8 protein-coding genes are annotated in these 14,529 nt (G+C 73.2%); 2 read left to right on the plus strand and 6 right to left on the minus strand.

Annotation, left to right across the window (positions count from 1 at the left end; genetic code table 11):
- The first annotated feature begins 152 nt into the window (after positions 1 to 152).
- Positions 153 to 2,399 carry a bifunctional glycosyltransferase/CDP-glycerol:glycerophosphate glycerophosphotransferase gene (locus tag Sfulv_RS10795; RefSeq protein WP_173313490.1) on the plus strand — a complete coding sequence of 749 codons (2,247 nt, stop codon included), beginning with the start codon at positions 153 to 155 and terminating at the stop codon, positions 2,397 to 2,399.
- A gap of 71 nt (positions 2,400 to 2,470) precedes the next feature.
- Here the strand turns inward: Sfulv_RS10795 and Sfulv_RS10800 are convergent, their stop codons facing one another.
- From Sfulv_RS10800 to Sfulv_RS10825, 6 genes are all read right to left on the minus strand, one after another.
- The gene (locus Sfulv_RS10800) at positions 2,471 to 3,619 is read right to left on the minus strand and encodes a glycosyltransferase (RefSeq protein WP_173313491.1); all 1,149 of its coding nucleotides are present in this window, start codon (positions 3,617 to 3,619) and stop codon (positions 2,471 to 2,473) included.
- Positions 3,616 to 6,468 (minus strand): bifunctional glycosyltransferase/CDP-glycerol:glycerophosphate glycerophosphotransferase, encoded by a 2,853-nt coding sequence (locus Sfulv_RS10805; protein ID WP_173313492.1) that lies wholly within the window; start codon positions 6,466 to 6,468, stop codon positions 3,616 to 3,618. Before Sfulv_RS10805 ends, Sfulv_RS10800 begins: the two co-directional genes overlap by 4 nt.
- Positions 6,465 to 9,932: a bifunctional glycosyltransferase/CDP-glycerol:glycerophosphate glycerophosphotransferase gene (locus Sfulv_RS10810; protein WP_173313493.1), complete on the minus strand. Its 3,468-nt coding sequence runs from the start codon at positions 9,930 to 9,932 to the stop codon at positions 6,465 to 6,467. Before Sfulv_RS10810 ends, Sfulv_RS10805 begins: the two co-directional genes overlap by 4 nt.
- 219 nt (positions 9,933 to 10,151) lie before the next feature.
- The gene (locus tag Sfulv_RS10815) at positions 10,152 to 11,027 is read right to left on the minus strand and encodes a TylF/MycF/NovP-related O-methyltransferase (RefSeq protein WP_173313494.1); all 876 of its coding nucleotides are present in this window, start codon (positions 11,025 to 11,027) and stop codon (positions 10,152 to 10,154) included.
- 27 nt (positions 11,028 to 11,054) lie between these two features.
- Positions 11,055 to 11,768 carry a methyltransferase domain-containing protein gene (locus Sfulv_RS10820; RefSeq protein ID WP_173313495.1) on the minus strand — a complete coding sequence of 238 codons (714 nt, stop codon included), beginning with the start codon at positions 11,766 to 11,768 and terminating at the stop codon, positions 11,055 to 11,057.
- Positions 11,769 to 11,877: 109 nt separating this feature from the next.
- Positions 11,878 to 13,878 carry a bifunctional glycosyltransferase/CDP-glycerol:glycerophosphate glycerophosphotransferase gene (locus Sfulv_RS10825; protein ID WP_173313496.1) on the minus strand — a complete coding sequence of 667 codons (2,001 nt, stop codon included), beginning with the start codon at positions 13,876 to 13,878 and terminating at the stop codon, positions 11,878 to 11,880.
- Positions 13,879 to 13,974: 96 nt separating this feature from the next.
- Here Sfulv_RS10825 and Sfulv_RS31450 point away from each other — a divergent pair, with 96 nt between their 5' ends.
- Positions 13,975 to 14,352 carry a glycosyltransferase family 2 protein gene (locus tag Sfulv_RS31450; RefSeq protein ID WP_371874656.1) on the plus strand — a complete coding sequence of 126 codons (378 nt, stop codon included), beginning with the start codon at positions 13,975 to 13,977 and terminating at the stop codon, positions 14,350 to 14,352.
- The last annotated feature ends 177 nt before the right edge of the window (positions 14,353 to 14,529 follow it).

The raw sequence follows: 14,529 nt of genomic DNA on the forward strand, positions 1-14,529 counted from the left end.
CCGTCGGGCGCGTCAACACGGAGCGGCCCCGTTACCCATAACCGGGCCGCTCCACCACGTACGTCCCCCGAATGCCACGTCTGGCGTAACCCTGTCACTCCTTCGGCCGTTTGCGGGCCACCTGCCGCCCGCGACCGACCCATGGATGTGTTGTGCCCCGGTTCAGTGTCATCGTGCCCGCGTACCGGGTCCAGGCGTATCTGCACGAGTGCCTGGACTCGGTGTCGGGCCAGTCCTTCAAGGACTTCGAAACCGTCGTGGTCGACGACGGCTCACCGGACGCCTGCGGCGCCATCGCCGACGAGTACGCCGGCCGCGACCACCGTTTCGCCGTGGTCCACCTCCCGGAGAACACCGGCCTCGGGCCCGCGCGCAACGCCGGTATCGCCAGGGCGCGCGGGGACTACCTGATCTTCCTCGACGGGGACGACACCCTCCTGCCGGACGCGCTCCAGACCATCGCGGACCGGATCGCGGCGACCGGCGGCCCCGACGTCCTGGTCTACGACTACACCCGGGTGTACTGGTCGGGCGAGACCGTCCGCAACCAGCTCGCCGGGCACCTCGCCGAGACCGGCCCGCCCTCCTTCCGGCTCGCCGACCGCCCCGAGCTGCTCAAGGTCCTGATGGTCGTCTGGAACAAGGCGTACCGCCGCGAGTTCGTGGAGTCCGAGGGGTTCACCTTCCCGCCGGGCTACTACGAGGACACGCCCTGGACCTACCCGGTGCTCATGGCCGCGGGCTCGATCGCGGTCCTCGACGCCGTGTGCGTCGGCTACCGCCAGCGGCGCCGGGGCAACATCCTCTCCACCACGAGCCTGCGCCACTTCGACGTCTTCGACCAGTACGACCGGGTCTTCGCGTTCATCGACGCGCGCCCCGGACTCGCGCTCTGGCGGCCGGCGATGTTCCGGCGGATGCTCGACCACTTCTCGACACTGTTCACCTCGCACGGCCGGCTCCCGCCGGGCACCCGCGCCGAGTTCTTCCGCCGCGCCCGCGCCCACTGCGTCCGCTACCGCACCCCCGGCGCCTCCGTCCCGCACCGCACGCGGCTGCGCCACGGGCTGATCCGGCTGGGCGCCCACCGCACGTACCGGCTGCTGTGGGCCGCGCAGCAGTCGCGCGGCGCGCTGCGGCTGCGCGCCGCGTCCCTGCGCCACCTGGTGCGCGGGGCCCTTCTCCAGCTCCACTACCGCGTCCAGCTGCGGCTGCCCGTCCGCTCCCGTGACGCGGTGTTCGCCGCCTACTGGCACCGCGGTTACGCCTGCAACCCGGCGGCGATCGAGGCGAGCGCCCGTGAGCTGGTGCCGGGGTTGCGGACCTCCTGGATCTGCCACCCGGAGCACGCGCACACCGTGCCGCCCGGCACGCGCAGGCTGCACCCGGGGACGTACCGTTACTGGACCGCCCTCGCCCGCTCCAAGTACCTCGTGAACAACGTGAACTTCGACCGGCGGCTGGTGAAGCGCCGCGGCCAGGTGCTGGTGCAGACGCACCACGGGACGCCGCTGAAGACGATGGGCACGGACCTGGTGGACCGCCCGGCGGCGGCCGGGTCCACCGACTTCGAGCAGCTGCTGCGCAACATCGACAAGTGGGACTTCTCCCTCTCCGCCAACCTGCACTCCACGCTCGTCTGGGAGCGGACCTACCCCTCCGGCTACACGACGCTGGAGTACGGCTATCCGCGCAACGACGTCTTCCACCGCACGAGCCCGCAGGAGGTGGCGCGGCTGCGGGAGACGCTGTCCATCCCGCCGGACTGCACCGCCATCCTGTACGCGCCCACGCACCGCGACTACCGGCGCTCCCAGCACCACGCCCTGGACCTGGAACGGCTCGTCAAGGTCCTCGGCCCGCGCTTCGTCGTCCTGGCCCGTTCGCACTACCTGTACAGCGTGCCCGAGGCCGCTTCCGGCCGGACCCCGCATCCCCGGATCATCGACGTCAGCGGCCATCCCTCCCTGGAGGCGCTGTGCCTTGCCTCGGACGTGCTGGTCACGGACTACTCGTCGCTGATGTTCGACTACGCCAATCTGGACCGCCCGCTCGTCATCCACCTGGACGACAGCGAGGCGTACGAGGCGGCCAGGGGGACCTACTTCGACCTTCAGGCGTTCCCGCCGGGCGCGGTCGCGCGCAGCCAGGACGAGCTGCTCGACATCTTCGTCTCCGGTTACTGGCGCGGCTCCCGGTCGGCGCAGCTGCGGGCGGCGTTCCGGGCGCGGTTCTGTCCCCACGACGACGGGTACGCCGCCGAGCGGGTGGTGCGCCGGGTCTTCCTGGGCGAGACGGCGGGGCTGCCCCGGCCCGTACCGCTCACCGAGCGGCGGCCCGCCGCCCCACTGCCCCGGCAGTCGGCGGTGCGGGCGGCGGCGGGCGCGCCCGGCGACTGAGGGGGCGGCGCCCCGGGGTGCGGAGCCGGGCGTGCGGGGCCGGGCCGGCCACCGCGGTCTCGCACCCGCCCTCAGCGCTCCAGGAAGTCGAAGAGCTCCTCCCAGCGCCGTACGGTCTCCGCCTCGGAGAACCGCTGCACGTTGACCCGCGCCCGCTCCCCCAACGCGTCCCGCAGGCGGGGGTTGCCGGTCAACCGCAGCAGCCGGTCGGCCAGGGCGCCGATGTCCCCGGCGGGGGCGAGCAGGCCGTCCTCACCGTCGCGCACGATCTCCCGGACGCCCGGCGCGCAGTCGAAGGCGGCGCACGGCACCCCGCTCGCCATCGCCTCCATCAGCGCCAGCGGGAACCCCTCGCCGCGCGAGGACTGGACGAAGACGGACGCGTCCGCGAGGGCTTCCGGCACGTCGTCGGTACGGCCCTTCCACCGGACCGAACCGTCCAGGCCCAGTTCGGTGCACCGCTCCTTCAGCTCCGCCTCGTCCTCGCCCGCCCCGTACACCCCGAGCCGCCAGTCAGGCCGCTGCGGGGCCACCAGCGCCCAGGTGTCCAGGAGCATGTCGATGCCCTTCTGGTCACTGAGCCTGCCGATGCTCGCCACGCACCTGCCGGTGCGCGGCGAGGGCACCTCGGGCAGTCCGGCCAGGGCGTTCGGCATGAAGCCGACGTTGTTCATGCCGTCGCCCGCCCAGCTGTCGGCGTCCTCCTCGGTGAGGACGAGCCAGCGGTCCAGGGCGCTGTAGTGGTTCCTGATCCAGCGGTAGCGGTGGCTCGCCCGCGAGTAGTCGTACGACTCGTGGCTCATCCCGATGACCCGGTGGCCGCGGGTGTCGGCCTCGCCGACCCATTCCATGGCCCACACCTGGGTCACCAGGACGACGGCTCCGGGGTCCGCCGTGCGGAAGATCCCGGAGAGCCGCTGGACCGCGCGGCGCTTCTCCCGGACCCTGGCCGCCTCGCGGCGGCGCGCCTGGACACGGAGGCGGTCCCGCAGGCCCTTCGGCGCCCAGGGGGTCGGCGGGTGCGCCGGGTACAGGGCGGTGACGGGGTGGCCGGGGGCGTCGGGGAGCGCCATCTTCAGCTCGGACGCGTGGATGCCGACCACCCGCACCCGGTGCCCGCGCTCCTGGAGCAGGCGGGCCGTGCGGTGGGTCCAGGCGGTGACTCCGCCGAGTTCGTCCGTGCTGTTGGAGACGATGAAGACGTCACGGCTGCGGCTCATCGGCCTGCCTCCCGGGAGGTGCGTGAGAGGTGGCGGGCGAAGACGGCCGCGACGACGGCGCGGGCCGCGTCGCCCTTGTCGTGGTGGCCGAACTCCTCGGCGAAGGCGGCACGCGCCTGCCGGAACTCGATGTCGGTGGCCTTCAGCCGGCCCAGCACGGCGAACAGCTCCTCCTCCGTCTCCACCAGCGGACCCGGTGCCTTCTCCCGCAGGTCGAAGTAGCTGCCCCGGGCGGCGGCGTACGCGTCGAGGTCGGGCGCGAACAGGACGACGGGCCGGTCGAGCAGCACGTAGTCGAACATGATCGAGGAGTAGTCGGTGATCAGCGCGTCGGCGAGCGTGAGCAGTTCGGTGACGTCATGGTGCGCCGAGACGTCCAGTACCGTGCCGGGCGGGCAGACGGGCAGCCGCGCGGCCTCCAGGTAGTGGGCCCGCACCAGCAGGGTGTACTCGTCCCCGAAGCGTTCCGCGAAGCGCGCCACGTCCAGCGGGAGCCGTCGCCGCTTGCGCTTCCCCGGCCCGCCGCGGAACGTCGGTGCGTACAGCACGACCTTCTTGTGGTCGGGGATGCCCAGGGCCGCGGCGAGCGCGGGGCGTGGCAGCCGTCCCTCGGACTCGTCCCTGGCGCGCGCGGCCAGCAGGGCGTCGTTGCGCGGATAGCCGGTCGCCAGCAGCCGGTCGGCGGGCAGCCGGTAGGCGCGGGCGAGGGTGTGCACGTCGTGTGCGGAGCGGACGAGGAAGTGGTCGAAGCGCCGCACGGCCTCCTGGAGGCGCCGGCGCTGCGGGGCGTTCTGCATGCGTACGCGGGTCTCGTCGAAGCCCATGCGCTTGTACGCCGATCCGTGCCAGGTCTGGAGGTAGGTGGTGCCGGGGCGCTTGCGGAGATTCTGCGGGAAGCCCTGGTTGTCGACCCAGTACTCGGCTCTGGCCAGGGCCCACAGGTACCGCCACGACCAGCGCCGCACCAGCCGCGCGTCGGCGGGGAAGCCCTGGGGGGAGCTCTCGTACGACCAGACGCAGTGCAGCCGAAGGCCCTGCCGGCGCACCTCCTCGTAGAGGGCCCGGGGGCTGTCGCCGTAGCACTTGCCCATGTGGCTCTCGAAGACGACGGAACCCCTGCGCACGGGCAGCCGGCAGAGCCAGGTGTTGTAAGCGGGTGCCTTGAAGGCGCGCGAGCGCCATCGGTCCCGCCTCCGGCGCAGGGCCTTCAGCACGAGCTGGGCCTTGCGGGCGGGGCGGAAGTGGGTGGCGTAGTGGACCAGGCGGCGCAGCGCGCGGGCGGGCCGGTTCGTGGGGACGAGCCGCAGCGCCAGGTGGTTCCTGAGCGTGACGTAGGGCTCCCAGGTGTCCCCGGCGAGCCGTCCGAGCCGGGGCCGGGCGGTGAAGCGGTCCGCCCGGTCGAGCAGGTCGTGGGCGGCGAAGAGGTCGCTGACGGACCGGGTCCCGCCGGCCTCGACGAACAGGCGGGCGTCCCACACCGTGTCGCGTGCGCCGAGGGGGCGCAGGACGCGGGTCAGGTCGGCATGGGTACGCCAGTGGATCGCGGTGGCCTCCCCGCGCACCCCGGTGACCGGGAAGCGGAAGGCACGGGCGCCGTCCCGGACCCGGAACTCCAGCTCGGCGGTGAGCGGTGTCCCGGGGTCGGGTGCCGCGTGGGCGGGCAGCACCAGGTGCCCTTCGAGGAGCAGCCGGCCGTCCTCGGACGCGCACCGGGTGAGGCGGTTCATCAGCCGCAGCTCGCCGAACCCGCGGTACTGATGGCCGAGTTCGGTGACGTCGATACCGGGGGAAGGCTCCACGCCGGTGCCGGTGGGCGGCACGGGCCAGCGGACCCGTCCGTCGTCTCCCGTGACGAGGGGGGCGGCCACGGCGGCCGGCCGGTGCAGGGCGTAGGACGCCGCGAGTACGCCGTCCGCGTCGCCCCGCGCGAGGAGGTGGACGGCGACCCGTTCGAGGGGCGGCAGTGTCTCGCGGACGGCGTCCGGGACGCTGTCGGCGAGACCGCGGGCGGCGGCGGAGACGATCCGTTCGCGTTCGGCGGCGGGGAGCCGGGGGAACGTCCGCACGAGCGGTACCAACCGGTCGGTGGCGAAGGCGCGTTCCCGCTGTTCGCACAGGTCGTGCAGCCCTTGGGCGACCAGGGCGTTGCAGACGCTCCGGTGGGCCCGGAGCACTCCGGTGAGGTCCTGGTCGCTCTCCGCCCGGCCGGTCACGACCAGCCTGCGGACGAGTGCGATCCGGCCGGCCGCGGCGGCCGCCAGCGGGCCGAACAGGATCTCGCTGCGGCTCAGCTCCTCCGCGTACCGCAGGCCGTGCCGTTCCAGAGCCTCGCGGCGCAGGCAGAACCCGGTCACCAGGGCGTCCCTGACCGTCAGTTCCGGTGCGTCGGTGAAGCGGGCGAGGGTCCGGGAGCGGGCGAACAGCTGCTGCTGCCAGGAGGGTTCGCGCTCCTTCGTGCCCTCTCCTGTGAGCCGGCTCCAGCGGCCGGCGACGAGGTCGGCGCCGGTGCGTTCGGCGGCCTCCCAGAGGTTGCGGCAGGCGTGGAGCTGGAGCCGTTCGCCGGGGCCGAGCACGAGGACGTGCCGGCCGCGGGCCGCTTCTAGCCCGGTGTTGCGCAGGGCGCCCGTGGTGGTCGCGGTCCCGTCCGCGAGGAGGAGGCGGACCCGGCCGGGCCGGTCCGTGACGAGCCTGCCTGCCGCCGCCCGGGTGGCCGGATCGCAGTCGGCGGGGAGGACGACGAGGGCTTCGGTGGCCCGCATGCTCTGGCCGGTCACCGAGTCGACGGAGGCCCGCAGCGCGGCGGCGCCCGCCCCGCCGGTGACCACGCAGCTGAACTCCGGTGTGCTCATGCCCGCTCCCCGCCGGTCATCAGGTCGACCACCCGGGCCGCTGCGGTGCCGTCGTCGAGGTCGCAGAACGACTCCCGGAACCGGGCGTAGGCGTCGCGGTGGGTCTCGGTGACGGACGCGAGGTCGCGCAGCGCCTCCACCACGCCCGCCGATGTCGGGATCAGCGGACCTGGCGCCCGCGCGGCGAAGTCGAAGCAGAAGCCGCGCAGGGTGTCGCGGTAGTGCTCCAGGTCGTAGGTGTGGAACAGCATCGGGCGGCCGGTCCCGGCGAAGTCGAACATCAGCGACGAGTAGTCGGTGACCAGTACGTCGCTGACCAGGATCAGTTCGGCGACGTCCGGGTAGCGCGACACGTCGCGGACGAACGCGCTCCGGGGGATGCTGCCGCCCACCAGGTAGTGCCGGCGCACCAGCAGGACGCTGTCCTCGCCGAGCCGCTCCTCGGCCTGGGCCAGGTCGAGCTGGAGGTCGAGGGCGTAGCGGCCGCCCTGCTTGGGCCGGTCCTCGCGCCAGGTCGGGGCGTACAGGATGACGCGCTTGCCTTCGGGGATGCCGAGCCGCTCCCGTACGGAGTCGGCGACCTTCTCCCGGTCGGGGGCGTACAGGAGGTCGTTGCGCGGGTAGCCGCACTCGATGACGGCACCCGTGTGGCCGAAGGCCCGCCGCAGGACCGGGGTGGAGAAGGTGCTGGGTGAGACGAGCACGCTCCACTGGGCGGCCCGCCGCGGCATCGAGGCCATGTAGGCGGCGTCCGCGCTCGGGGTGCCGGCCAGATCGCGGCCGATGCGCTTGAGCGGGGTGCCGTGCCAGGTCTGCACGACGAACTGGCCTTCGGCCCGCTCGAACCACTCGGGCAGATGGGTGTTGGAGACGATGAAGCGGCTGCGGGCCAGGGCCTCGTGCCACTCGGCGCTGTGCAGGGCGACGGGCCGCACTCCGGCCGGCACGCGCACCTGCTCGTCGCGGACCACCCAGAGGTGTTCGAGCGTGCTGTCGCGGCGGGACAGCTCCTCGTGGACCGCGCGCGGCGAGTCGGAGAACTGACGCCCGTCGAAGCTGCTGTACAGGACGGCCGGAAGCAGTTCCCCGCCGCGCAGGGCGGCGTACCGCTCGCGCAGCCGGCGCTGCCCGTACGCGCCCCGGTCCGCGGCCGGCAGCGCGCTGCCCGACTCCAGGACCAGCCGGTCGTGGAAGCGCCGGCCCAGGGTGAAGGACCGGCCGCCCTCCTGTCCGTGGTGCAGCGGCAGCGCGTGGTGGAGCGGGGTGGCTGCCCGCAGCGGGAGGTAGGCGTCCGGGTCGGTCTCGCCGTGTTCGCGCAGGAAGAGGTGCCAGCGGCCCTCGGCGAGCGGGAGGGTGCCGGCGAGCCCTTCGACGGCGTCCGGCCGCAGTGCGGCCCGGAATCCGGCCGTGTCCCCGGCCGCGGTCGTCCCGGCGGCGAAGGCGGCCTCCTCCTGGTGTCCGCCGTGCCTCAGGACGAGCTCGACGCCCTTGTCGTACGGCCCGGGCAGGCTCCCCTCGACCACGAGCTCCCCGGAGTCCTCCCAGGAGAGCCGTTCGACGACGGGCTGCCCGGCGCGGTCGGTGAGGACCAGGTCGCCGGAGGGGTTGGCCGCCGCGTGGATCTCGCGGCCACCGGCGAGCGGGTAGCGCGCGGAGCCGGTCTCCGGCCGGGCGGCCACCGGCGTCCGCCGCCCGCCGCCCACGAGTTGTACGCCCCACACCCCGTCGGACCCGTGGAAGGCCGTGAGCGGCACCTCGGCGACGACCGTGCCGGCCGCCGCTCCCTGCGGTCCGCCGGGCCCCAGGGGGAATTCCCGGGTCTCCTTGGTGTGCCACTCCTGGACGCGCAGGGCCGTCGGCTCGCTCCCGTCGAGGACCCGCACCTCGACACGTACGCCGTCCGCCGTCGCGATGTGCGCGACGAGGACGGCGTCGATCCGTTCGGTACGCAGTTCCAGCTTGTTGCCCGACAGGACGGGCACGATCCGGGTGCGCTCACCGGTGTACACGACGGCGGGCGCCGCCGGGTTGCCGAGGAGACGCATCGGCCCGCGGCGGGGACGGCCACCGCCGGGGACGACCGATTCCAGCTTCCAGGTGGTACGGCCGCTCCTTCCCCCGCCCTTGGCGGCGAGCCTGCGGGGGTCGACGACGGCCTCGAAGCCGGACCGCTCGTAGCGGTGGAGCGTGCGGCCGGACCGGGCCGCCGCCTCGTCCGTACGGAAGGTGCGCAGGCGCAGGGGCAGGACGCGGCGCCCCGACCGCAGCCAGCCGGTGCCGGCCGAGCGTCCCGGTGCGTTGCGGACGTAGGCGTACCCCTTGAGGTGCAGCAGCCCGTCGCGCCAGACGGCCTCGGTGAGGTGGGAGTGGACGGGGAGGTCGGTGGCGCCGAGAGCGGTGGCGCGGTACGGGAGCGGTCCCCCGAGGACCGGGTACTGCGCGCGGGGCCGGAGCAGGCCGCGGACATGGAAGGTGTCGCGGTCTGACTTCTCGTACGCGAGGAGGGCGAGCAGTTCGGGCATCCGGCGTTCCCGGACGAGCTGCCACTTGACCCGCAGGTGCAGGGGCAGCCCGTCGGTGACGGCCGGGTCGACGGTCGCGGCGAAGGCGTTGGCGTGTTCGAGGAAGGCGTCGTGGAAGGCGGCGTCACCCTCCGGGAGCGCCTCGATGAACAGCCAGAGGTCCCCGGAGAGCGCGTGCGCTTCGTACCTGCGCCTGGCCTCGGTCATACCCCGCGCGGCGAGGAACGCGCTGACGGTGGAGACGGCGGTGACCCGGTCGCGGATGCCCCGGGGCACCGCGCGCCGTGTGGTGATCGACCCGGCGCGGTCGCGCCAGTGGTACACCGGCTCCTCGACCACGTCGACGGAGCGTGCCAGGAAGTGGGCGGGCAGCACGACGGCGATGTCCTCGTACAGCACCCCGGTCGGGAACGCGAAGGCGTGGCGGTCCCAGAACGACCGGCGGAAGACCTTGTTGCAGGCGATGCGGTCGCCCAGGAGCGTCCAGTCCCGGGTGACGTGCGTGGCGGACCGGTGCTTCTTCATCATCTCGCGGAACATCGGCGACTGTTCGAGTGCGCCGTTCGCGCGGAGTCTGAGCACGTTGCCGGTGACGAGGTCCGATCCGGAGCGGGCGAGTTCGGCGAGCATCCGCTCGTACGCACCGGGCGGCACGATGTCGTCGCTGTCGACGAACGCCAGGAACTCCCCCTCCGGATCGGCCTCCATCACCCCGGTGTTACGGGCGGCGCCGAGCCCGGCGTTCTCCTGGGTGACCAGCCGGAAGCGGGGGTCGCGCGCGGCGAACTCCCGGGCGACGCGCCCGCTCGCGTCCGTGGAGCCGTCGTCGACCATGACGACTTCGAGGTCGGGCATCGTCTGCCCGGCCAGCGAGTCCAGGCAGGCACCGAGGTACTCCTCGACGTTGTAAAGGGGGACGACGACGGTGAGACGGGGTGCCATGCGCTGTGCACGATCCTTCCGGACGGACAACCTGGGGGACTGGGACGGGTCCGGCGCATCGGGGCCGGACGCACCCCCGGGGCTAACCCCGCCGGCCGGGCCCCGGTCACCCGACGGCAGCCGTTCGGGTGACGGCCGGCGGCCGGGAGTCGATGAGATGACCGAGCCCCGTACCGGTGCGGCACGGGGCTGGCGGGGTTCCCGGCGCGGGCACCGGGGTCAGGGCTTGACGGCGATGCGGCCCTCGTCCATGCGCAGCAGCAGCAGCCGCTCGCCGGTCTTCTCCATGAACTCGTCGACGGCCTGCCGCGAGCCCTGCCAGTAGCCGTAGTCGTCGATCAGCAGCACACCGCCGCTCACCAGGCGCGCGTAGAGGTGCTCCAGCTCGTGTCGGGTGGAGGCGTACCAGTCGGTGTCCAGACGGAGGATGGAGATCTTCTCCGGGGCGCGGTCCGGGACGGTGTCCTCGACCCTGCCCCGCACGTAGTGGACGCGCTCCTTCGGGTAGGGCACGTTCTCGAATCCGGCCTGCACGTCCTCCAGGGAGGCCACCGCCCAGATCGGCCGGTCCCTGCCCTGCGCGTCGAGCAGCTCCCGCGCCGACCTGCCGTCGAGCCGCAGGTCCTCGTCGGTGGGCGGGGTCATGCCCTCGAACGTGTCGAAGAGGTACAGGTCCCGCTCGGTCTCGCCGAGCGAGAGCAGCGTCTTCGCGCACGCCTGCATGGACCCGCCGCGCCAGACACCGCACTCGACGATGTCGCCGGGGATGCCGTGGCGGGCGACGTACCGGGTGGCGAGGATGAAGGCGTTGAGCCGCTCCGGTGAGGTCATCGAGTACGGCTTGACCGCCCGGATGATGTCCTTCGCCTCGTCGTCGTAGTCCGCCGGGAACTGCGGACCGGCCTTCGCCTTCGGCTCGGGCTTCGGCGCGGGTTTCGGCTCGGGCTGCACGGCGGCTTCCGGGCCCGCCGCGGCGGTGCGGGGAGCGGGCACGGACACCCGCCTGAGCTGGTACCCGGTGAGTTGCTGAAGGACGCCGTTGACGGCGTTGCGCCAAGCCATGCCCCGGGACAGTACGCGCGCATTGCGGCTCATGTCATCTTTCGTCAACCTGTGATTGATTCAGCCCTTGTTGACGGGTACGTCCACCGGGGACGGGGCCGGCCGCCCGCACAGCTCGCGGCCCCGCAGCGGTTGCGGCACGGGGACCGAGTCCACCCCGCCGACCCGGTTGGCCCACCACACGGTCAGCTCGCGTACGGCGAACATCGTCAGCCGGGGATACCGCCGCGGCCTGCGGAAGACCCCGACCGAGTCGCCCCAGTAGGCGCCCTTGCCGATGCCCCGGTAGTCGTGCCAGATGCCCTTGCGTGGCGGGAAGTCGGTGTACGCCTCGCAGAGTTCGAGCCGCGAGTGGGCCGCCATCGCGCGGAAACCGTCGGGGTAGTAGCGCCAGCAGTCCTGGGCGTCGTGCGCGTGGCCGCGCGAGGGCGCGGTGATGAAGGCGTACCCGCCGGGCTTCAGGACGCGGGCGATCTCCAGCATCGACGCCCAGAAGAAGGGGATGTGCTCGAACGCCTGCCCGGAGAGCACCACGTCCGCGCTGCGGGACCTGGCGGGGATGCGGTACGGGCGTTTCATCACGGCGTCGACGTTGGGACCGTCCTGGACGTCGACCCCGAAGTAGTCGATGTCGTGGTTGGCCAGCAGTCCCCTGTGCGTACGGGTCTGCTTGCCGGAGATCCGCGATCCGAGGTCGACGACGCGGTGCCTGCGCGTCCTGGGCAGATACGCCTCGATGCAGAGTTCCATCTGCTCATAGGCGGACTGGTGCATGAGGTTCTCCCGACATCGCCGTGTGCGTGCGCCGTCGAGCACAACGACGGCGCGATGCCGAGGAGTCGCCCGGGACGGGGCCGATCCGCCGTTCGGGTGGTGGTGCGGCTCACCCCGGTCCGCCGTCGAGGAACAGCCGCCGCACCACCCGCTCCGCCGCGCCCCCGTCGTCGTACGGACAGAACCGGTCCCGGAACGCCTTGCGGAGCACCTTCGTCCGCCCGGTCTCCCCCAGGCCGCTCCGCACGGCCTCCACCAGCTCGTCCTGGGTGGTGGCGACCGCCCCGGGTGTCTCACCGGGGCGGCCGGAGAGCGGGTCGAAGTAGGTACCGCGTGAGGCGCGGTAGGCCGCCCAGTCGGGTGCGTAGCCGATGATCGGGCGGTCCAGGCAGGCGTAGTCGAACATCAGCGAGGAGTAGTCCGTGACCAGCGCGTCGGACGCCAGGCAGAGTTCCTCGACGCGGGGGTGCCCGGTGACGTCGACGACCCGGCCGCGCGTCGCGCCCGGGAGCCCCGCCGAGCGCCCGTAGAAGTAGTGGGCGCGCACCAGGAGGACGTGATCGGGGCCGAGTTCGCGGGCGAGCAGCTCCAGGTCGAGGCGGGGCAGGAAGCCCTTGCGGTAGTCGCGGTGGGTCGGCGCGTACAGCAGCGCCTTCTGCCCGGGGGCGATGCCGAGCCCGGCGCGGATCTCGGCCGTCCGCTCGGCGGTGGTGGTGAAGAGGACGTCGTTGCGCGGGTAGCCGAGGTTCAGGTGCTCGTACGAGGACGGGTAGACGCGGTCCCAGATCTCGGTGCTGTGGGGGTTGGCGGAGAGGCTGTAGTCCCACTGGTCGGCGTGGGCGACGATCTTCTCGAAGCTGACGCCGTTGGCGAGGGCGGGGTAGCCGCGCTGGTCCAGTCCCATGGTCTTCAGCGGGGTCCCGTGGTGGGTCTGGAGGTAGACCTGCCCGGGGCGCTTGGTGAAGCCGCCGGGGAAGCTGGAGTTGTTGACCAGGTAGGTGGCGGTGGCCATGGCCCGCCAGTAGGCGAGGGAGCCCTCGATCACGTACGGCACACCGGGCGGCACCCGGTCGCGGTGGCGCGAGGAGACGGCCCAGACGCCTCTCACGTGCGGGGCGAGTTCCAGCGCCTTGGCGTGGATGGCGGCCGGGTTGCAGGCGATCCCCCGGTTCCAGTACGCGCCGTACACGGCGAGGCAGGGGTCCAGCGGCCGCAGCAGGTCGGCCCGGTAGGCGGTGCGCAGGACGCGGGTGCGCACCGCCTTCCGTCCTCGGAGCAGGGCGCCGGGGACCAAGGCCCGAGCCGTGCGGACCGCGCCCCGCGCGCGGTGCGCGGCGTAGGGGCCGGGGAGTTTGGCCGCGCGGAACAGGGCGGCCCGGTCCCGGGCGGGTACGGCTTCGGGGGCGTCATCGGGCATGTCCAGCAGGGCGCGGAGGTGGGCCGTGCGCGCGGCGGCGGCTCGCGGGTCGCCGCCGGTCTCGGTGAGCAGCCGTCCGTACGCGTCGAGGAGCGCGCCGGCCCCCCGCCGCTCCCCCGTGGCGGGGAGCCGGTGACGGACGCAGAGCAGGTCCAGGGTGGCGAGCGTCCCCGCGTCGGAGGCCAGCAGGTACGCGCGCTGGACGGGCAGGACGTCCGCGTACGGGCCGCCGGTGAAGCGGAGCCCGTGGGCGGCCCAGAAGTCGCGCCGGAAAAGCTGGTTGCGTGCGGCGGGGACGGCGCCGGAGGCGCCGGGACGGACCGCGTCCCAGCGGTCGACGCGGTCGTGGCCCAGCCGCAGCACGTCCGGGCGGCTCTCCGCCGTCAGGGCGGCGATCCGCTCCAGTACGCCGGGGAGGAGCAGGTCGCCGCCGTCGAGGAAGAGGAGGTAGGCACCGCGCGCCTCGTCGGCTCCGGCGTCCCGGGCACCGCCCGCCGTGACGGTCCCGGCGAGCTGCCGCACCCGCGTGTCGCGTTGCCGGTAGTCGGCGGCGATGGCGGCGACGGTGTCGCAGGCTCCGGCGCCGGTCAGGAGCAGTTCGAGCTCCCGTACGGGCTGGTCGAGCACGGAGTCGACGGAGGCGCGCAGGTACCCCGGTCCGCCGGAGACGGCCATGACCACACTGAGGAGCATGGCAGCCGAGCGTAATCGGGCCGGTACGCGATCCGGCCTTTCCCTTCACCCGTTCGGGTCAGTGCCGGTGACTCGCGGCGCCCGCCCCGGTTGAGCATGACCATGAAGCCTCTGCTCAGCGTCGTCGTCCCGGTCCACAACGTCGAGGAGTGGCTGGAGCAGTGCCTGCGGTCCCTGGCCGAGCAGTCCCTCGAAGCCATCGAGGTGGTGCTCGTCGACGACGGTTCCACGGACGAAAGCCGCCGTATCGCGGAGGAGTTCGCCGCGCGGGACGGCCGTTTCCGGTGTGTCCACCAGCCCAACGCGGGGCTGAGCGCGGCCCGTAACGCGGGGGTGCGCCACACCACCCCGGGGTCCCGTACCTGGCGTTCGCCGACAGCGACGACGTCCTCGTCCCCGACGCGTACGCACGGATGCTGGGCTCGCTGGAGTCCACCGGTTCGGACCTGGCGACCGGCAACGTCTGGCGGCTGACCGAGCGGGGCAGACAGCAGGCGTGGCAGTACCGGTGGCTGACGGCCACCCGCACCAGGACCCACATCACCCGCGACCCCCGCCTCCTGGCCGACCGGGTCGCCTGGAACAAGGTGTTCCGGCGCTCCTTCTGGGACCGCCACGCCTTCACCTTCCCCGAGGGGAGGCTCTACGAGG

It is taken from the genome of Streptomyces fulvorobeus, assembly GCF_013167895.1.
Taxonomy (GTDB): domain Bacteria; phylum Actinomycetota; class Actinomycetes; order Streptomycetales; family Streptomycetaceae; genus Streptomyces; species Streptomyces fulvorobeus.